This window comes from Psychroflexus longus, assembly GCF_020164595.1.
In the GTDB taxonomy this organism is placed as follows: Bacteria; Bacteroidota; Bacteroidia; order Flavobacteriales; family Flavobacteriaceae; genus Psychroflexus; species Psychroflexus longus.
In genome coordinates this window covers 107,879-127,053 of record NZ_JAIQZE010000007.1, presented here as the reverse complement: position 1 = coordinate 127,053, position 19,175 = coordinate 107,879, and the positions used below count along the sequence as shown (strand labels likewise).

The window sequence follows — 19,175 nt, the reverse complement described above, 5'->3', positions numbered from 1 at the left end:
GTAGAATAACTATCCTATAACCTTAATAATCTCTGAAGTGATATAGTCAATTTGTTCTTTGTCTAATTCTGTATGCATAGGCAGAGAAATCACTTCATCTACCAATTCATTAGTAACCTTGAACTCCTTTTCATCATATCGCTCATCTTTATAAGCCTTTTGGGAATGCAAAGGAATTGGATAATAAACTCCATGAGGAATATTATTAGCCTTAAAATGATCTACTAATTCGCCGCGCTTTCCGTTCTTAATTTTGATGGTGTATTGATGAAAGACATGACAGTCGCATGTGTCACAAATACCTTTTGAATTATCACATTGTTTGTGCGTTATGGTCTTTGGAGTCTCAATGTTTTCAGACTTGCTTAAAACTTCAGTATAATGTCTTGCAGCATTTTGTCGTCTGAAGCTATAATCATCCAAGTGTTTTAGTTTGATGTCCAAAATTGCAGCCTGGACGCTGTCCAATCTTGAATTGACGCCTACAACATCATGATGGTATCTTTCATACATTCCGTGGTTAACTACACCTCTAATTGTGTGAGCCAAATCATCATTGTTGGTGAAAATAGCACCACCATCACCATAAGCTCCAAGGTTTTTGGATGGAAAGAATGAAGTCGCTCCTACATTTCCAATCGTTCCAGCTTTTTGCTGAGAACCATCTTTAAATGTATAATTGGCTCCAATAGCCTGAGCATTATCTTCGATCACATATAAATTATGCTTTTTTGCAATATCCATAATCTCCTCCATCTGAGCGACATGTCCAAATAAATGAACCGGTACAATAGCTTTGGTTTTGGGAGTAATAGCTTGCTCCAATTTTATCAAATCAATATTGAAGGTGTCTTTATCAACATCAATTAAGACAGGTGTTAAGTTGAGGAGTGCAATCACTTCAACAGTAGCAGCAAATGTGAAGTCTACAGTAATGACTTCATCACCTGGTTTCAATCCAATCGCCATCATTGAAATTTGTAAGGCATCCGTACCATTAGCACAAGGTATGACGTGTTTGACGCCCATGTACTGCTCAAGGTTTTCCTGAAATTGCTTTACAGCCGGACCATTAATATACGCTGTAGAATCAACAACATCTATAATAGATTTATCTACTTCTTCCTTTATTTTTTCATATTGACCCTTCAGATCAACCATTTGTAGTTTTTTCATAGTCTTTTTTTCTTACACAAAAATAAGAATATTAAGTATTCAAAGAGACAATTCCTTTAAAAGCTTATTTTTGGAAAAAATACAATTTGAAGTCCATATATCAACTCATCATTCATAGTTTTCAGTTTTCCTTACCTGTATTGAAACATTTGAATCCTAAAATGAAATTATTTGCGGAAGGAAGAATTAACTGGGAATCTCAATTAAAATCCCAAGTATCTGAAAATGATAAAGTTATTTGGTTTCACGCCGCTTCTCTTGGTGAATATGAGCAGGCTGTACCCATTATTGATGCTTTGAAGAAAAAATACAACTCCCATAAGATTGCGGTGAGTTTTTTTTCTCCATCGGGATATGAGGTTAAGAAGAAAGATTCTAAATTGGATATTGTTACTTACCTGCCTCTGGATACCAAAAAAAACGCAGAAAAATTTCTAACTATCCTAAACCCTGAAATCGCTTTTTTTATTAAGTATGAAGTCTGGCCAAATCTGATGGACGTTTTGGAAAAAAAACAAATTAAATCCTACCTTGTTTCTGGGGTCTTCAGGATACAACAGCTGTATTTTAAACCAATGGGAAAATTTATGAAGAAAGCTTTAAGTAAATTTGATCATCTTTTTGTTCAAAATGAAGAATCACTCAGGCTTTTAAAAGACTATGGTTTTGAGCAGGCCAGTATTTCTGGAGACACCCGTTATGACAGGGTGATTTCTCAGCTGGCAATGGATAATCAGCTTAACTTTATGGATAAGTTTACAGCTTCAGGTGATCTTACTATTGTATTTGGTAGCACTTGGCCAGAAGATCTATCGATAACTTTGGACGCCATAAACAATGCTCCAAATCACATAAAACTGATTATCGCTCCTCACCAAATAAACCCATCTCAAATTCAGAAATTAAAAAAAAGTATCACCAAAAAAGTTATCTGTTTTTCTGAAATTGAAAATCAAAACTTAGAAGAGTTTCAGGTTTTAATAGTCGATACTATAGGTTTATTGACCAAGATTTACAGTTATGCCGATTTAGCTTACGTAGGAGGTGGCATGGGATTGAGCGGATTACACAATATATTGGAACCTGCTGCTTTTGGTATACCGATTGTCATCGGCAAAAACTTTGATAAATTCCCTGAAGCGAAAACGATAAGGCGACTAGGAGGTTTATTTAGTGTTAGTTCAGATGATGAATTTGCGTCAGTATTTGAAAAACTTACCTCTGATAAAACATTTAGAGAAAAAAGCGGACAGATTTGCGGACATTTTGTGAATTCTGAAGCTGGAGCTACTCAGAAAATTTTATCAGCAATTGATTTTGACAGTAAATAAAAAAAGTAACTTATTTGAAATTTCTTAAATGTCGTTTTAGTTGTATAAAGCGAACAATGCCTACGACCAAAAAAACAACACTGAGTCCTATTGCTATATACCCAACGATTTTTAGGTCCTCAAAAAGCTTTTCTCTGATTCCGACAAGTCCAATTCCACCGAGAAGTAGATAAAGCGAAGACCGTAAATAAGACAAAAGCGTGCGTTCATTGGCGAGTTTAGTTCGTTCCATTGCCAAATGATCCCGAAGGATAATTCGGTCTTCATTGGTGTAATCGTCTGTAAATTTTACAATATTCTTAAGTTGTTTCTTCATGATTTCTTGTGAATAAAAGTTGAGCAATACATAAATAAAAATACAAACTACATCTGAATTTGATCCTTTTTGGATTTATAGTGACTATTAAGACCAAAGGTAAATCCAATGATGAAAACTATACTGAGCAAAGCTAAAGCCAATGAGCTGACTATAAGAAGCTTTTGAACAGCTTCCAAAACATCTTCAGCCTCACTAAACCTTCCTATCATCAAAAATCCCAAAGAGATCAGGAACAGTAAAATTCCCCATGTCGATTTATGGAAAGTAGAAGGATTGATTTTGGTTAAGTCTGAAAACATTCCCAGGACAAAAATAGCCGAATCGGCAGAAGTAATTAAAAATCCTAATAAAAGCAGAATAGCCAAAATAACCGCATAAAAACCAAGTGGGAATTGTTCCAAAAGCACAAAAGTTGAAGTGAAGACATTATCAAATGCAAAACTTGAAACGACATCAGCATTTATCAGTTCAATAGCAGATGTTCCAAAACTTGTAAACCATAGAAATGACCCTAAACTTGGAACAATGAGCACACCTAAAATAAGTTGTCGTATACTGCGCCCTTTGGAAATTCTAGCGATAAAAATTCCTGTAAAAGGTGCCCAAGCCAACCAGAAAGCCCAATAATAATAGGTCCAATCTGATAAAAATTGTTCGCTAAAATTGAACTCACCAATTGCTAAACTTAACGGAATGAAATCCTGAAGCAAGGCTAAAACAGACTGCCAAAGATTTGATAAAATTAAGCTGATGTCACTATTGAACATCACATAAGCAAGCAATAACAAAGTAAGTATTATGTTGACATTGGATAAACGCCTGATCCCGTTGCTTAAACCTTTTATAGAAGAGAAAATCGCAAATGAAAAGATTAAAACACAAAGTATGATGCTAAGATAAACACCAAGAGTAGACTCTGTAATAAAATTTATCCCTCCTTCTACTTGTCTAATTCCTAAAGCAACTGCACTCACTACGCCAAAAACTGTAGTAAGAATCACGAGTAAGTCTATAAGTTTAGTTGAAAATGAATTGGATAGTTTAGGAATAATTTGGCTCAACTGAATATTTTTTTTCTTGACAAATAATAAATACGCAATGAATAAAGCAAAAAGGCCATAAAACCCCCAGGCTGTAAAACCCCAATGATAAAAAGTCATTTCCAATCCATGAATTTCACTAGGTCTTGAGATTTGCAGATTCGGGTGCTTCATCATAAATATAGGTTCCTGAACTGCTCTTAAAATGATGCCTGCTCCCATTCCTGTAGAATACATCATGGCTAGCCAGGACGGAGTTGAATATTCTGGTGAGCTAGAACCTAATTTTATTTTTCCTAAGGGAGAAAATCCTATTACCAGCAAATACACCACTATAAACAAGCCTAAAACCAAGTATAATTTCCCGAAAAAGGTTCTCACCCGAGTTGAAACTGTGTTGATGACCTCAAAAGAATTTTTAGGAAAAATCAAAAATAATACGCCTATAAATCCAAGAATAACAAGGCTTGCAAGAATTAATTGATTTTTAGGATTTAAAGCCTTCAAAAATAAAATTTACACGGTTACTGCTTTATTGAGGTATCTTCTAAAAGGAAGCATAGCTGTATAAGTCTCAATGACTTTATCTTTAAAATCTGATGAAAGGACGTCCTTCCTAACAAAAGGTTTCATAGCAGCAAAACTTTTAAGTCTGAGAAACTCGATATGCTTATGCTCTTGCGAAAATCCTTTTGGAGATGTTTTTAACTTGTCGTCATCCTCCATCAAACCACCAAAATGCTCTTGAAAAGTTTTGGAATTTACAATTGCTTTAAAATCATCGCCATTATAGTCAATTGCTTCCCTGATGCTCTTTAGTAGTTCAGGTTTAGGTTTGTAAAACCCACCGGCAACGAAAATTTCCTCAATTCCAAGATGAATATAGAAGTCACCCGTTTTTGGACGTTTGTCCAAACCTGCTCCAAAATGATCTTTGTAAGTTGGTTTATTAGGATGATATAGCAAATTATTATTAATTCTATTGATGGCTTTCTTACCAGTAGATGAATAGTAATTCTCATCAAGTTTGGACAATTTTAAATCCAGATCTTCCAGCCATTTTACATAATCTGCTTTTACATATTCGTACTCTTTTCTGTTTTCATCCATCCACTCTTTGCTATTGTTGGCGTTAAGTGTTTCCAGAAAATCGAATAAACGTTCAAAATCCATTTAGCTTGGTTTTATTGAATTGAGTTGAGTTTTAAGTTCTTCCATAGACTGCTCCAATTTTTTGAGCATACTGTTTTCAGAATTTTCATTGATGGAAAACGTCAATTTACTAGTTACTTCCCAGATTTCCTGAACTTCAGAATCTTCTACTTCATAAGGAGGATAGTAAGAGTTGGTAGAAATCAAGGAAATTTTATGAGAATTGGGGTGTTTATGCAGTTTTTTAACCAAAACAGAATCCTGAAGCACAAACACATAAACTTTATGATTTACAGCTTGTTGTAAGCTTTCTACCGATTTGCCAAGGACCCAGTCTTCGGAATGAAAGTTGGGTTCCATGCTATCGCCTTCGACCTGAAATCCTCTATAGGAAGCGTTTCTGAATTGAGGAATTGGCATTTCAAACGCAGGGAGTTGATGGTACCATTCTGCATCTCCGATATTTTGCGGATAGCCTGCAGCTGCTTTTTGATTGACCAAGAGCATATTTTCTCTTGAATTGTTTTCATCTACTGAAATTACTTTTGGCATAGAATTGATATGATGAACATCTAGTTTTTTCTGAAAACTTTCACCGTAAAGCCAAAGCGGATTGACTTCAAAAATTTTCAAAAGCATCATAACAACTTGGCCAGAAAGTTTAGTTTTACCTCGTTCAATATCTGAAGTAGAATTTTTGATATTCAAAATTTCAGCAAATTCGGTTTGAGTGAAATTATTTTCTTCTCGAATTTGCTTAAAACGCTGAATTTCTAATGATAAATCTGATTTCATGGTGATTTAGCTTTAGTAGGAATAATTCCATGAAACTAAGGAAAAAATCCTAATCAATAATAATTTTTGGCGTTATTTATTTTAATAAATTTGATAACTAAGATAAACCTTATGAAAATACATGTCATCAATGGTCCAAATTTAAATATATTGGGAAAAAGAGAACCCGAGATTTATGGTAAGTCGACCTTTAAAGATTATTTCACTGAACTTCAGTTTCAATTTAAAGATGTGGAATTGTCTTACTTTCAATCTAATATTGAAGGAGAATTAATTTCAGAATTGCAAGAAGCAGATGACAATGTAGATGGGATAATTCTCAACGCAGCTGCTTACACTCATACTTCAATAGCCATTGGCGATGCCATTAAAGCCATAGCTACGCCTGTGATAGAAGTACACATTTCCAATACACACGCGAGAGAGGACTTCAGAAAACATTCTTACGTCTCACCAAATGCTTTTGGAATTATCATTGGTTTTGGTTTGAGGAGTTATGAATTGGCGATAAGAAGCTTTTTAGATTAAATCCATTACTAATGTCACGAATTATAATTACTCTATTTGCTCTATTTGGTATGGCTTTCGGTTATGCTCAAGAAAAAAATGAAGTCGAAAAGCGAGTTAAAAAAAGTGAAGTCCACGAACAAGCCAAAAAATGGTTGAATGATGCTTATGAAAATAAGCGAAAAGTGAAATGGTATTACCAAACCGATGGTGAAAAAGAAGTCTTTGAAGCTAAACTAAAACACGATAAACACCTACATAGCGTCGAATTTAGTCTGGACGGATATGTGAGGAATATTGAAATTCTCATTGATGAAAATGAGTTGGCACCAAAAGTTCGAGAGGTCATCACTAATTTTTTGGAAACCAATTATACAAAGTTTACAATTTCAAAAATTCAAATTCAATATACAGGTCATGGAAATGATCTTGAGGATATTATTGATGAAGATGAATTTGAAAACATCACTATAAATTATGAGATTGAATACTATGGAAAATCAGAAACTGAAGATGAATTATGGGAAGCTTTGTTTAATGATGAAGGCGTTTTGATTGAAAAAAGAATAGTCAATCTAAGAGCTACAGATAATTTAGATTATTGATATGAAGTATTTTTTTTTAGCTGGTTTTTTGTTGTTGTCATTATCATCTAAAGCTCAAAACGATCGGTTCATTTTTGGTTTTTTCCCTGAAGCTTCATTGAACTACAAGATTTCAGAAAAATATTCTATAATCCATAAAATTGAATCTCAAAATGGATTGTTCGACTCCAACAATCTCAATGAAGAATTTGAGTACGAGCAAACCTTAACCGACTTACAAACCTTTATTGGAAGGCGTTTATCGCCTTTCGTAAAAGTTGATCTTGGATATCAATACAGGATTGAAGAAGGGGAAAACACTCACAGAACTATCCAACAAATTTCAATTTTACAAAGAGAATCCTTTTATAGAATTGGTCATAGAATACGAATCGATGAGACTTTTTTCCAAGATGCACCTCTCCTATTTAGAGCTAGATACAGAATAAAAGGACAAATTCCACTTCAAGGTTTAAGTTTAGATCCTGGTGAAAATTATTTAACAGTCTCCAACGAAATTATCTACATGATTCAAAGCAGTGAAGATGATCTGGAAAATAGATTAACAGCTGCCTTGGGATTTTATTTTGATGACAAAAACAAACTTGAAGTTGGTTTTGACTACAGAACAGATGATTATTTGGTAGATGACAGATTTAGACACCGGCTGTGGTTTAAATTTGGATATTACAAAACTCTTTAGTGCTATATGAAAATACTACACACTGCCGATTGGCATATTGGAAAACGCCTGCACAAGACCGATTTAGCCAAAGACTTCGATCTTTTTATCATTTGGCTCTGTGAGTATTTAGATGAAAATCCAGTTGATGTTTTACTGATTTCAGGTGATGTTTTTGATTTTTCAAATCCTTCAAGTGAATCGCGAAATCAATACTATAAGACATTAATCAAATTGAAAAAATTTGATCTTAAGATCATTATTACTGGTGGAAATCACGATTCTCCTAGTGTTCTGGAGGCACCAAAAGAAATATTAAATCAGCTCGATATTCATGTCATTGGGCAAATGCCAGACGAATTTGAAAATTGTTTAATTCCGATTTCTTCTGAAAATAATATTGAAATAATTATAGCAGCGATACCCTACTTAAGAAGTAGAAATCTTCAGCGCCAATTTGATGCTGAAAGTCATGATAATAAACAAGAGGCGATACGTGAAAGTATTTCATTTCATTTTCAGGAAACATCAAAACTTGCAAAAGTGAAATATCCTGGAGTTCCTATAATTGGCATGGGCCATTTGTTTGCAACTGGAGTAAGCGTTTCAGAAAGTGAGCGAGATATTCAAATCGGTAATTTAGCCAGTCTTGAAGTTTCTCATTTTGGAAGCGATTACGACTATATTGCGCTGGGACATATTCATAAACCCCAGCGCTTACAGGCCGAAACCCCAATATTTTACAGCGGTTCTCCTATTCCCCTTTCCTTTAGTGAACGCAAAAATGAAAAGCGGGTGTTGCTGATAGATACCGAAATAAGTTTTGAACCAGAAAGCATTGCTATTCCAAAATTCAGGGATTTGGTTTTAATCAAAGGAACTTTGGCTGAAATCGAAGAAAAACTGGAAGCTATAGAAATTAAATCCCAGCTTGAAACCCTAATAGAAATTGAAATGTTGGAAAATGAATTTTCTGCCACGCTCAACTATGATTTAGAGCAAATGATTGAAAATTTTGAGAAGCCAAGTTGTAAAATTGTGAAGCATAAAGTCACCTTTAAAAACATGGCTAAAGTTGAAAGAGGAGTGTCCACAACAGAAAGTCAAGTGTCTGATTTTACACCCAAAGAAGTATTTCTGAAAAAACTCGAAGGCGTGGATGAAAATGATCAGACAAAACTTGAGCTCATATCTGCCTTTGAAGAGATTTTGGAAGAATTGAATCGCAACGAAGAATGAAAATAGAAAGTTTACATTTTAAAAATATAAATTCACTAAAAGGTGAACATGAAATCAATTTTGACGAAACTCCCTTAAATACTGGTGGGTTATTTGCAATCATAGGACCTACAGGGAGTGGAAAAAGTACTTTACTCGATGCGATTTGCCTTGGACTTTATGGTAGAACTCCGAGAATTTCCAGCGTCACCAAAAATAAGATAGAACAAGATGGTAGTATATTGACTAAGCATCAAAAAGAAGCGTATGCAAAGGTCAAGTTCTCTTGCAATTCTGGCACATTCATCTCTACCTGGTCCATTTCAACCAATAGAAATGGAAAGCTGAGAGATCACGATATGAATCTTTGGGATACGCAAACTGAAAAGTACTACAGTGAAAAGAAAACAGAGAACCAAGAAGAAATCGAAAGACTGATAGGCTTGTCTTATGATCAATTTGTAAAGTCGGTTCTGTTATCCCAAGGTGAATTCGCTACCTTATTAAAATCTAATGAGAAGGAAAGAAGTGAACTTTTAGAAAAAATAACTAATACGTCTATTTACAGACAGATTGGTAGAAAAGTCTTCGAAAAGTATAACCATCTTAAATCAAAGATCTCCAAGCAAAAAAACCTTTTGGAAGACCTTCAAAAGAAGCTTTTAAGTACCGAAGATCTTGAATCCAATAATCTTGAAAAAGAAAAATTAGAATCTGAAGAAAAGCATCAGGAATTAAAGATTACACAACAGGAAAAGGATTTAGAAAAACTAAAGTCGAAAGAAAAACTTGATCAGGAATTAATAAAAGAAAGTCAAAATCTTTCAAAGTTTGAAAGTGAATTTGATGGCTTTCAGAAAAAATATGCTGAAGAACTCCGCAAGCACGCGAAGACCTTGGATTTTGATGAGGAGCTTAAGGACTATAATGCTTTAGCTGAAAAAAGAGAAACTCTTAGTGAATCCATAAATGATCTTAAAGAAAATCAGTCTCGAATTCATAATGAAATTGAAGCTGTAAAAAACAAGATCGAAAGTCTTCTTAAAGCTAAAGTTGAAGATGCTGAAGTTGAAAAGAAATTGAACAGTCTTTTAAAAGTTTATCAAACCTTAAATAATGAAAGGATTTTAAAAAGAAATGATTACGCTTCCAAAAAGGAATTTTTAAATAAAGAATTGGAAATTTTGGAACTGAAGTTTCAAAAGCAATCAATTTCAGAATTTGAGAATTTCCTGAAAACTCAGCTCAAAACTACTGAAGAAGGTATTAAAAATTTGTCTGTTAAACTGGAAGCTGATAAGACCCTTGAAGAAACACTCAAAGCTAAAAACCAATTCTTAAATCAACTGAAGGAGGCAAAATATGATGAGAAATCTATCCAGGAACTTGAAAAGCAAATTTCAAAAACACAAACTATTTTTCTAAAAGAAAGAGAAGAACTAAGTAAGTTTCCAGAACTTATCACTTCAAAACAGACAATTCTCGAAGGTCTGGAAAAAGACCTCAATCATCTGGAATTGAAAAAAGAAAACCAAAACCTGAGGTTCCAAGTTGATGAGCTAAGAAAGCAACTGAAAGAAAATGAACCTTGCCCTGTTTGCGGATCCACGGAACATCCTTACTCGGAGCATATGCCTCATATTGATTCTGAACTGGATAAAAAGATTAAGGAACAAAAACTTCAAATAAAATCTGTATCTGATGAGCTTTCAAAACTAAAAGCTGAAAAAGCCTCTAAATCAAAACGCATTGCAGATTTTGAGAATGAGCTTGAAACTTCAAAACATAATCTTGAGCTTAAGAAAAAGGGTTTTGCTGAAAATTATGCAGGTATCATTTCAGAATTGGATGGAAAATCCCTCGAAGAATTTGAAGTTTCTGTTGAAAAATTGATTGAGAGTCTGGAAAAACTAAAACAATTACAAGCTGATGAGCGAGCTTTAGAAAATTCATTGTCGATTCTAGAGGAATTGGATGAAATAAGAACAAAGGGAAGTCAATTGAAAGCTGAAATGATTGAACTATATGACGGTGATAATTTGGAAGAATTAATTTCTGACTTAAAATCTTCCTGGGTGAAATTGAAATCTGGTATTGAACACACTTCCCAATCCCTCCTCAAAGAAAAAGAAAATGCAAAGCGAGTTAAAGATGAGATACTTAAGCTTCAGTCGGACTTGGATCCAAAGATTAAAGCCAGCGAATTTTCAAGTATTGCTGAAGCTAATTCATCCCGAATGAAATCGGCAGACTACCAGGCATTAAGCCAAAAGCTAAACGAATTAAATGAACGCGTACAAATTCAGAAGGAAAAGATAAAGGGCTTAAAAAACCAAATTCAAAATTTAAACTTTAAATTTTTTACTGATAAACACGAAGCTGAAAAGTCAATACAAGAGTTGAAAGAAGCCTTGCAGGAGACTAAACATAAGCTGGAGGAAGTTAAGAGAAAACTCAAGAACAATCGGGAACTATTGGAAGAATTGAAAACCATTGAAAAAGAAATTTCCGAGGAATTAAAAGCCAACAAAAAATGGGAGATTTTGAACAAACTCATTGGTGATGCAACGGGAACTGAGTTTAATAAATTTGCTCAGGATCTTAGTTTACAGCGCTTGATTCATTTGGGGAACAAACGTTTGAAGCATTTGAACGAACGTTATGAATTGGATCGTTATCTACCGAGTGAAGACAAGGATCAACTTTATGTCATTGATAACCACATGGGAGGTTTGCGCAGGTCTGTAAAAACCTTGTCTGGTGGTGAAACCTTTTTGATGAGTTTGGCGTTGGCACTTGGGTTGTCGGATTTGGCCTCAAGGAATGTAGAAATCAATAGTTTATTCATCGACGAAGGTTTTGGAACCCTGGATCCAGAAACTTTAGATGTCACCTTAGATACGTTAGAACGACTGCAGGCGGAGAGTAATAAAATCATTGGTATCATTAGCCATGTCAGCACTCTTAAAGAAAGAATACAAACCCAAATTGTTTTGGATAGAAATGCTCAGGGGTATAGTCAGCTTGAAGTTATTGGCTAAAATTTAACTGATAGAACTAAAACTAATTTGACAAGTATTCACTCTTATAACTTATCAAATTCATAATAAAAATAAGTTCTGATGATAATTTATTTATAAAAATAGGTAATTCTTGTTTTTATTTAAGAAAAATGCAATTGGGCGTTAAATTTAAAACCAAAATACTCGTTTGAATTTAGTATATTCGCAAGAGTCCTAAAATCGATATAATGCAAGATAAAGTTCAAAAAAAAGAAGACCTTTCTTTTGATGAGTTCAAAAAGCAAGTTCTTGAAGATTATAAAATAGCTGTTACCAGTAGAGAATGTAGTCTGCTTGGACGACGTGAAGTGTTAACGGGAAAAGCAAAATTTGGAATATTTGGTGATGGAAAAGAAGTGCCTCAATTGGCATGGGCCAAATCATTCAGAAACGGTGATTTCCGTTCTGGTTACTACAGAGACCAAACCTTTATGATGGCTATTGGTAAACTTACAATCGAACAATTTTTTGCTGGATTATATGCCAACACAAATCTGGAAGATGAACCTATGTCTGGAGGTCGACAGATGGGTGGGCACTTCATGACTCATAGTTTAAATGAAGACGGAAGTTGGAAAAACCTGACCGAACAAAAGAATTCCAGTGCAGACATCTCTCCTACCGCTGGGCAAATGCCTCGTTTACTTGGCCTTGCTCAAGCTTCTAAGATTTATAGAAATGTCGAAGGAATAGATTCTGAAAAGTTTTCAAAAAACGGAAATGAAATTGCTTGGGGCACCATAGGAAATGCCAGTACAAGTGAAGGTTTATTCTGGGAAACTTTTAATGCTGCAGGTGTCATGCAAGTCCCAATGGTCATCAATGTATGGGATGATGATTACGGAATTTCTGTACACGCAAGACATCAAACTACCAAAGAAAATATCTCCGAAGTTTTAAAAGGCTTCCAGAAAGAAAACGATACCAATGGATATGAAATTTTAGTAGTAAAAGCCTGGGATTATCCTGCACTGATTGAGACTTATGAGAAAGCTGAAAAAATTGCAAGAGAGAAGCACATTCCAGTGATAATTCATGTTGTTGAGGTTACTCAGCCACAAGGTCACTCCACCTCTGGTTCTCATGAACGTTATAAAAGTGAAGATAGATTGCAATGGGAAAAAGAGCATGATTGCAATAAAAAAATGAGAGATTGGATGATCTCTAATGGTTTCTCAACAGATGAAGAGCTTAGTGAGTTAGAAAAAAGCATTAAGAAAGAAGTTAGAGATGGAAAGAAAGCTGCCTGGACTGCTTTTGGAAAAACAGCTAAAACTGAAAATAAGACAGTAATTAAGTTACTTAATGAGTTAGCAAAATCCTCTGAAAATAAAAACTTCATTCTTTCCTTAGTAAATGAATTAAAAGAAAATGATGAGCCAATTAAATCTGTAATTCTTGCAACAGCAAGAAAAGCTTTGCGATATGTCAGAGGCGAACAATCTGATGCTAAATCAAATCTAATTCAATGGATTAAAGATTTTAGTCAACGCACACAACCAGATTATAGCAGTAATTTATGGAGTGAATATGATGGGAGGGCAACAAATATTAAAGCAGTTGATCCAACCTACGATGAAGATTCGGAGGACGTTGATGCCAGAGTGATTCTAAGAGACAATTTTGATAAGATATTTGAAACTCGTCCAGAAACTTTAATTTTTGGTGAAGACGCCGGAGAAATTGGAGATGTAAATCAAGGTCTTGAAGGTCTTCAGGAAAAGTATGGTAAACTGAGAGTTTCCGATACAGGGATTCGTGAAGCTACAATCCTAGGCCAAGGTATTGGCATGTCGCTTAGAGGTCTAAGACCAATTGCTGAGATACAATATCTAGATTATTTGCTATATGCTTTACAAATCATGAGTGATGATCTGGCTACAACTGCTTACCGAACGAAAGGAAAACAAAAATCACCGCTGATAGTAAGAACACGTGGTCATAGACTTGAAGGAATATGGCATTCTGGATCACCAATGGGTGGAGTTTTAAACTTGATAAGAGGTGTAAATGTTTTGGTTCCCAGAAATATGACCAAAGCCGCTGGGTTTTACAACACAATGCTGGATAGCGACGAGCCTGCATTAATTGTAGAGTGCTTAAATGGTTACAGACTTAAAGAGAAAAAACCTAATAACCTTGGGGAATTCAAGACACCAGTTGGAAAAGTTGAAACCATCAGAGATGGTAAAGATCTTACAATTGTTTCCTACGGTTCTACATTAAGAATTATTGAACAAGCAGCAAAAGATCTTCAAGAGGTAGGAATTGATGTAGAAATTATTGATTGCCAATCCTTACTCCCATTTGATATTGAGCACGATATTGTAAAGAGCTTAGAAAAAACAAACAGATTACTTGTTGTTGACGAAGATGTGCCTGGAGGCGCTTCAGCGTTTATTCTGCAGAACATCTTGGATGAACAAAATGGGTACGAATTTCTAGACAGTAAACCACAGACCTTAACAGCAAAAGCTCACCGACCAGCCTATGGTACTGATGGTGATTATTTTTCAAAACCGTCCGCAGAAGATGTCTTTGAAAAAGTTTATAGTATTTTACGAGAATTCAAACCTGAAGATTATCCAGAATTAATGTAGAATTCTTGGTTAATTCATAGTGAAGAGGAACCTTAGCCATTCAAATTGCTAAGGTTTTTTATGTTTTATATAACGATTATGAAACTAGAGTAAGTCTTAAATAATGATAAATTTGTAGATTAATATATATGTGATTGATTATGAAAAGAGGACCATTATTATCGTGGGATATATATTCCGAATATTTTTTTAAACTCATTAAAAAATTAAGGAAAAATCAAGAAGTAGAAAAACTGGATACATTTCAATCAAAATTCAATTGGGATTTTCAGGTTGAAGAAACTTTATTCAAAAACGAATATAAAGCTATTGTTGTCACAGACAAGAACCAAAAAATAATTTGGGTTAATGAAGGTTTTAAAGATATGACTGGATACAGTTTATCTTTTATGAAAGATAAAAGCCCCAAAATACTTCAAGGTGAAAAAACTTCAAAAGAAGCTTTACAATTTATTAGATCACACATAAAGAAAGGTGCCATATGCGAAACTTCTATGGTAAATTATAAAAAAGATGGTAGTGAATACATGTGTGAAATCAAAATCTTTCCAATTCATAACCAAGACAATAAAGTAGAGCACTATTTAGCTTTAGAAAACGAATCCTTCCTAAATTAATTTTAACTTCAATTAAAGTTTAAATCCAATCCTTATCAATCGATTCAACTTTGAAAATCAAGTAATTTAGTAAATTGGTTGCCTCATTCACTTCAAGATATTCTATAGTTGTTGTCCCTGAAGCTGTTTCCAGTACTAAGTCGGCATGGCCATTTTTTTGTTGAAATATATTTCTACTTAATCTTATAGATTGAAGTTTATGTATTTCAACAATTTTGAATTTTGTGTCCAGAGAACCTTTTCGTATTGAAATCAACTCAGAATTGAAACCTATATTGCTTTTCTTGACCTTTAGATAGGAAAGCCATAATAATGTCGCGAAAATTAGAACCATAGCTATTCCACTGGCCCAATTGAAATAGAAGAAATAAGCAACTGCAGATAATCCAATTATGACAATCAGGTTTTTGTAAAAATACCTAATAAATAGTCTATTTTGAGACTTTGCTAATTGAAAATCTTGTTCATAAAGTTCTAGTTGAAATAGAGACTTAAATAGAATCGTCAAATTATCTTTGGATAATCCAACTAGGTTAATTTTTTGTTTTTCAGTCACCTGATTGGATGCAGCCTGACTAACATGAACACTTCTAATTTTAAATAAATTCTTCAAAGGATTTGTTCGAATTTCAAAAATCTGAGTCTTCGATTTTTTAATGACCTTATTTATTTTTTTTAAAAGACCATGCTCAACTTCAAAGTTTTTTTGACTTTTAATGATTTTAAGGTTGTAATACTTAAGAACTGTAGTAAAAATTGTAATCAGGAATCCAATGATTAAAATCCCAAATATTAAGAAAGTAATGAAAGTAATTGTTTCAGGAATTCTGTTTTTAAAATCTTCCTCTAAATTGAGATCGTAAATATTGGTCAGAAAGTCCATCACAAAATTATACAGATAGGCAAAGAAAGCTAGCAACAAACCAACTCCTTTAAACAAGTTAGAGCTTACTCCTACCTTTAAGAGCGTAGTAAAGTCTAATTGAAATAATGTCGATTGCTCTTTTAATTCGAGTTTATCCTGATTTATTGAAGATGCAGATGAGACTTCTTCGTTTTCGGCTGTAGCTTCCTCATTAGCTGCAATTTTTTGCTTTTCCTCTATAAGTTTTGCCTTTAATTCATTGGCAAAATCTTTGTCAAGAGCTTTAATATTAATTTCAGCTAGACCTTCTCCGGCAGTTTCAATTTCAAAACCAACTACATTTAATATTTGTTGAAAAATATTTTGCTGAAGATTTATATTTTGAATTCTTTCAAAAGGAATTTCAATATGGCTCAGTTTTATAACACCTTTATCCAAATGAAAGGCGTCTTCCTGAATAGAAAATTTAAATTTTTTGTACGATAGGTATGAAAATACAAACTGAAGAATGACTAGTGCAGCCAGGCCAATGTAAATGTAAGTTCCATAATTTTCAAAAACATTATTCTTAAAAAATGGAATCGCTATAAGATAAATGTTCTGTCGAACACGTTTAACTAAATCAGTAAAAAAAATAAGAAAAATCCCATTGAAGGATTGCAGCCTGGGTATTGAAAAATCAATCTGTGACATCCTCCACTGTCGTTTTATCAAGAACCTTAGCCTTTAGCTTTTGAGCGGTGGACTTATCAAGGCCATCAATTATAAGATCACCAGAAGACGCTCCTGCGGTGTAAAGTCTTAATGAGTATAAAGAGAATAATCTAGACAATGGGCCTTGTTTTATTTCTACGTGCTGAATCCTTTTATAGGGAACTACCGTTTCCGTAAAATAGAAAAAACCTGATTGATAAATCATATCATACTGTCTAACGCCAAACTTCTTGAGAGGAAATCCTTTTTCAATTTCTATGGCTCTCAAAAGAAAAAAAACACTCAATATACCTATAGCTGCGAACGAAATCCACGAAGGGAATTTATCAAAAAAGAACCCAGAAATCGAAAAGGTATACAAAAGGATAAAAATCGAAGCTTCATTGAGCCATATGAGTTTTTTGTAGCGACGCTGAATAGGCTCAAGATCTACAGATTTAAAATCTGGAAGATCTGAAAGTGATATTTCTAAGTTTTCAAATTTCATATTAATAGTTGGATTCTACGCGCTCACCATCTTTATATTTACCTACAAAAGCATCTTTAAAATTGAGTTGCTTTATAACGTTTCGCAGTTTTAATGCTTCTGCTTCAGTTTCAAATACTCCTAAGGTATAAAGATTAAAGTCTTTGAAATTCGCATTATGGACTACGCTATAATTTTCTGAAGAAAGTTTGGTATTGAATTTCTTAAATGCTCCTAATTGAACTGCATAAAATTCTTTTAATTCCAACGGATTAGTATAATCAGAATCCTGAGATTCCAACTCCATAACTTGATTTTCATAATTTTTCAAAACTGACTTTTTAATTACCACTTCATCATCAGAGATTTTTACTCCTTCATTGATTTCCAAAAGGTTTGGCTGAAATAATACTGTAAAAAGTAGAGCTAAAAATAAGATACTCAAAATTACCGTTGAAGCTACAAAACCTTTTCTTTGTGATTTTGCGTTTTGTTTGTCTTTATAAAGCTGACGAATTTCTAAGTTTTTTTCTTCGATTTTGGCTTTAGCTTCAGTTTCTTTATTTACAATGTCTTGAAGTTCTTTTTCAGTAAGAATTGGCATAGTTTTTCGAGTTATTGATTATCAGTGATTAAAATTCAATTTAGGAAATCCATTTAATATTTTTGAAGTCAGGTTTTCTTTTTTCCAGAAACGCGTTTCTTCCTTCTTTTGCTTCGTCTGTCATATAGGCCAATCGAGTAGCTTCACCTGCAAAAACTTGCTGCCCTACCATTCCATCATCAGTAGCGTTGAAAGCAAACTTTAGCATTTTAATAGACGTTGGTGATTTTTCTAAAATCTCCTGAGCCCACTCATAAGCAGTGTCTTCTAATTCGTCATGAGGAATTACTGCATTTACCATCCCCATATCAAAAGCCTCTTGTGCGCTATAATTTCTACCTAAAAAGAAAATCTCTCTAGCCTTTTTCTGACCTACCATTTTTGCTAAATAAGCGGAACCATAACCACCGTCAAAACTTGTTACATCTGCGTCTGTTTGTTTGAAAATAGCGTGTTCCTTGCTCGCCAGAGTAAGATCGCACACCACATGTAAGGAGTGTCCGCCACCAACGGCCCATCCGGGGACAACTGCAATAACAACTTTAGGCATAAATCTTATCAGCCTTTGTACTTCCAAAATATTCAGTCTTGGAGTTCCATCGTCATCGACGTAACCTTGGTGACCTCGAGCATTTTGGTCTCCACCACTGCAAAATGCGTATTTACCATCTTTTGGAGAAGGCCCTTCTCCAGAGAATAAAACTACTCCAATGTTTGGATCTTCTCTCGCATCCAGGAATGCTTCAAAAAGTTCACCGACTGTTTTGGGGCGAAATGCATTTCTGACTTCCGGTCTGTTGAAAGCTATTCTTGCAACTCCGCCGCTTTTCTTATAAGTAATATCAGTATATTCTTTAACCGTTTTCCAGTTCATCTGTAGTTTTTATTTAGTTTGAAAGTATTTTTTTATTTTCTGAATAGTAATCTAATTCTTTAAAGACAAATTTATCCTTTTCTTCTTTATAAACAGAACATTCGTCGATTGGTCCCACATACAAGTGTAAACTCATTGATCTGCCATCATGCAAGTTGTGTAAAGAATGATAACCAAGATCATCATTCATATAAGATAGTCTATCTTGAGTCATTTTCACGTCGGCAATCAACTCAAGTCCTCCATCTTTATCTACATATCTTTTCTCTCTCAATTTTCCTTTTGCAAGATAAACCCAACATTCTTCGCCATTATGGCAATGTATAGGTGTCTCTTGGCCTTCCTCCCAGCATAAGAGTAAAAGTTCATAATCATTGGTTCTGTGCACACAATTTCTAGTGTAATTATGATCAGACCAAAAAGCGAAAGGAAGAAGTTCTTCGTCAGGAATTGATAAATTTTTTGCTAAATCAAAATAATCCTGACCTTCACAATGTGGCAAAACTTCTAAAAGTTTCTTTAAAGATGTTATGTTTTCTGAAGAGTCCATGCTTTTTAATTATTTTTAT

General features: G+C 34.1%; 18 protein-coding genes. 8 read left to right on the top strand and 10 right to left on the bottom strand.

Features of this window, described 5'->3' with window-relative positions:
• Window positions 1-9: 9 nt before the first annotated feature.
• Entirely contained in the window at window positions 10-1,176 is a 1,167-nt protein-coding gene (locus LB452_RS08125) for a DegT/DnrJ/EryC1/StrS family aminotransferase (RefSeq protein ID WP_224461239.1), read from the bottom strand.
• An 86-nt stretch (window positions 1,177-1,262) separates the two neighbouring features.
• Here LB452_RS08125 and LB452_RS08120 point away from each other — a divergent pair, with 86 nt between their 5' ends.
• Complete coding sequence (locus LB452_RS08120; RefSeq protein WP_224461238.1) at window positions 1,263-2,507, top strand: 3-deoxy-D-manno-octulosonic acid transferase; 1,245 nt, start codon at window positions 1,263-1,265, stop codon at window positions 2,505-2,507.
• 10 nt (window positions 2,508-2,517) lie between these two features.
• On the opposite strand, the gene LB452_RS08115 is transcribed toward LB452_RS08120, so the two are convergent.
• Genes LB452_RS08115 through LB452_RS08100 form a run of 4 tightly spaced genes read right to left on the bottom strand, consistent with a single transcriptional unit; the run spans window position 2,518 to window position 5,813 of the window.
• Window positions 2,518-2,823 (bottom strand): DUF202 domain-containing protein, encoded by a 306-nt coding sequence (locus LB452_RS08115; protein WP_224461237.1) that lies wholly within the window; start codon window positions 2,821-2,823, stop codon window positions 2,518-2,520.
• Between the two features lie 47 nt (window positions 2,824-2,870).
• Window positions 2,871-4,373, bottom strand: coding sequence for a BCCT family transporter (locus LB452_RS08110; protein WP_224461236.1), 1,503 nt, complete (start codon window positions 4,371-4,373; stop codon window positions 2,871-2,873).
• Between the two features lie 9 nt (window positions 4,374-4,382).
• Window positions 4,383-5,039 (bottom strand): DUF2461 domain-containing protein, encoded by a 657-nt coding sequence (locus tag LB452_RS08105; RefSeq protein ID WP_224461235.1) that lies wholly within the window; start codon window positions 5,037-5,039, stop codon window positions 4,383-4,385.
• Complete coding sequence (locus LB452_RS08100; protein ID WP_224461234.1) at window positions 5,040-5,813, bottom strand: LexA family transcriptional regulator; 774 nt, start codon at window positions 5,811-5,813, stop codon at window positions 5,040-5,042.
• A 111-nt stretch (window positions 5,814-5,924) separates the two neighbouring features.
• On the opposite strand from LB452_RS08100, the gene aroQ reads away from it, so the two are divergent.
• From aroQ to LB452_RS08065, 7 genes are all read left to right on the top strand, one after another.
• On the top strand, window positions 5,925-6,341 hold the full coding sequence (gene aroQ / locus LB452_RS08095; RefSeq protein WP_224461233.1) for a type II 3-dehydroquinate dehydratase: 417 nt from the start codon (window positions 5,925-5,927) through the stop codon (window positions 6,339-6,341).
• 11 nt (window positions 6,342-6,352) lie between these two features.
• Window positions 6,353-6,925: a hypothetical protein gene (locus LB452_RS08090; protein ID WP_224461232.1), complete on the top strand. Its 573-nt coding sequence runs from the start codon at window positions 6,353-6,355 to the stop codon at window positions 6,923-6,925.
• A 1-nt stretch (window position 6,926) separates the two neighbouring features.
• Window positions 6,927-7,607 carry a DUF2490 domain-containing protein gene (locus LB452_RS08085; RefSeq protein ID WP_224461231.1) on the top strand — a complete coding sequence of 227 codons (681 nt, stop codon included), beginning with the start codon at window positions 6,927-6,929 and terminating at the stop codon, window positions 7,605-7,607.
• 6 nt (window positions 7,608-7,613) lie between these two features.
• Complete coding sequence (locus tag LB452_RS08080) at window positions 7,614-8,825, top strand: exonuclease SbcCD subunit D C-terminal domain-containing protein (protein WP_224461230.1); 1,212 nt, start codon at window positions 7,614-7,616, stop codon at window positions 8,823-8,825.
• Entirely contained in the window at window positions 8,822-11,845 is a 3,024-nt protein-coding gene (locus LB452_RS08075; protein ID WP_224461229.1) for an AAA family ATPase, read from the top strand. Before LB452_RS08080 ends, LB452_RS08075 begins: the two co-directional genes overlap by 4 nt.
• Before the next feature lie 209 nt (window positions 11,846-12,054).
• Window positions 12,055-14,466 carry an alpha-ketoacid dehydrogenase subunit alpha/beta gene (locus LB452_RS08070; RefSeq protein WP_224461228.1) on the top strand — a complete coding sequence of 804 codons (2,412 nt, stop codon included), beginning with the start codon at window positions 12,055-12,057 and terminating at the stop codon, window positions 14,464-14,466.
• 140 nt (window positions 14,467-14,606) lie between these two features.
• Entirely contained in the window at window positions 14,607-15,083 is a 477-nt protein-coding gene (locus LB452_RS08065; RefSeq protein WP_224461227.1) for a PAS domain-containing protein, read from the top strand.
• Window positions 15,084-15,102: 19 nt separating this feature from the next.
• Here LB452_RS08065 and LB452_RS08060 read toward each other — a convergent pair whose 3' ends face one another.
• Genes LB452_RS08060 through LB452_RS08040 form a run of 5 tightly spaced genes read right to left on the bottom strand, consistent with a single transcriptional unit; the run spans window position 15,103 to window position 19,156 of the window.
• Window positions 15,103-16,641, bottom strand: a complete 1,539-nt coding sequence (locus LB452_RS08060; RefSeq protein ID WP_224461226.1) for a PH domain-containing protein — start codon at window positions 16,639-16,641, stop codon at window positions 15,103-15,105.
• Window positions 16,628-17,149 (bottom strand): PH domain-containing protein, encoded by a 522-nt coding sequence (locus LB452_RS08055; protein WP_224461225.1) that lies wholly within the window; start codon window positions 17,147-17,149, stop codon window positions 16,628-16,630. The genes LB452_RS08060 and LB452_RS08055 overlap by 14 nt, the downstream gene beginning before the upstream one ends.
• 1 nt (window position 17,150) lies before the next feature.
• Window positions 17,151-17,732 (bottom strand): SPOR domain-containing protein, encoded by a 582-nt coding sequence (locus LB452_RS08050; protein WP_224461224.1) that lies wholly within the window; start codon window positions 17,730-17,732, stop codon window positions 17,151-17,153.
• Between the two features lie 40 nt (window positions 17,733-17,772).
• Window positions 17,773-18,606, bottom strand: a complete 834-nt coding sequence (locus LB452_RS08045; protein WP_224461223.1) for a 1,4-dihydroxy-2-naphthoyl-CoA synthase — start codon at window positions 18,604-18,606, stop codon at window positions 17,773-17,775.
• A 13-nt stretch (window positions 18,607-18,619) separates the two neighbouring features.
• Window positions 18,620-19,156, bottom strand: coding sequence for a cysteine dioxygenase (locus LB452_RS08040; protein ID WP_224461222.1), 537 nt, complete (start codon window positions 19,154-19,156; stop codon window positions 18,620-18,622).
• Between the last annotated feature and the right edge of the window lie 19 nt (window positions 19,157-19,175).

Coding starts and splice junctions, on each gene's coding strand:
- LB452_RS08125 (WP_224461239.1), bottom strand. CDS start 1,176: ATGAAAAAACTACAAATGGTTGATCTGAAGGGTCAATATGAAAAAATA.
- LB452_RS08115 (WP_224461237.1), bottom strand. CDS start 2,823: ATGAAGAAACAACTTAAGAATATTGTAAAATTTACAGACGATTACACC.
- LB452_RS08105 (WP_224461235.1), bottom strand. CDS start 5,039: ATGGATTTTGAACGTTTATTCGATTTTCTGGAAACACTTAACGCCAAC.
- LB452_RS08100 (WP_224461234.1), bottom strand. CDS start 5,813: ATGAAATCAGATTTATCATTAGAAATTCAGCGTTTTAAGCAAATTCGA.
- aroQ (WP_224461233.1), top strand. CDS start 5,925: ATGAAAATACATGTCATCAATGGTCCAAATTTAAATATATTGGGAAAA.
- LB452_RS08090 (WP_224461232.1), top strand. CDS start 6,353: ATGTCACGAATTATAATTACTCTATTTGCTCTATTTGGTATGGCTTTC.
- LB452_RS08085 (WP_224461231.1), top strand. CDS start 6,927: ATGAAGTATTTTTTTTTAGCTGGTTTTTTGTTGTTGTCATTATCATCT.
- LB452_RS08080 (WP_224461230.1), top strand. CDS start 7,614: ATGAAAATACTACACACTGCCGATTGGCATATTGGAAAACGCCTGCAC.
- LB452_RS08075 (WP_224461229.1), top strand. CDS start 8,822: ATGAAAATAGAAAGTTTACATTTTAAAAATATAAATTCACTAAAAGGT.
- LB452_RS08070 (WP_224461228.1), top strand. CDS start 12,055: ATGCAAGATAAAGTTCAAAAAAAAGAAGACCTTTCTTTTGATGAGTTC.
- LB452_RS08065 (WP_224461227.1), top strand. CDS start 14,607: ATGAAAAGAGGACCATTATTATCGTGGGATATATATTCCGAATATTTT.
- LB452_RS08060 (WP_224461226.1), bottom strand. CDS start 16,641: ATGTCACAGATTGATTTTTCAATACCCAGGCTGCAATCCTTCAATGGG.
- LB452_RS08055 (WP_224461225.1), bottom strand. CDS start 17,149: ATGAAATTTGAAAACTTAGAAATATCACTTTCAGATCTTCCAGATTTT.
- LB452_RS08050 (WP_224461224.1), bottom strand. CDS start 17,732: ATGCCAATTCTTACTGAAAAAGAACTTCAAGACATTGTAAATAAAGAA.
- LB452_RS08045 (WP_224461223.1), bottom strand. CDS start 18,606: ATGAACTGGAAAACGGTTAAAGAATATACTGATATTACTTATAAGAAA.
- LB452_RS08040 (WP_224461222.1), bottom strand. CDS start 19,156: ATGGACTCTTCAGAAAACATAACATCTTTAAAGAAACTTTTAGAAGTT.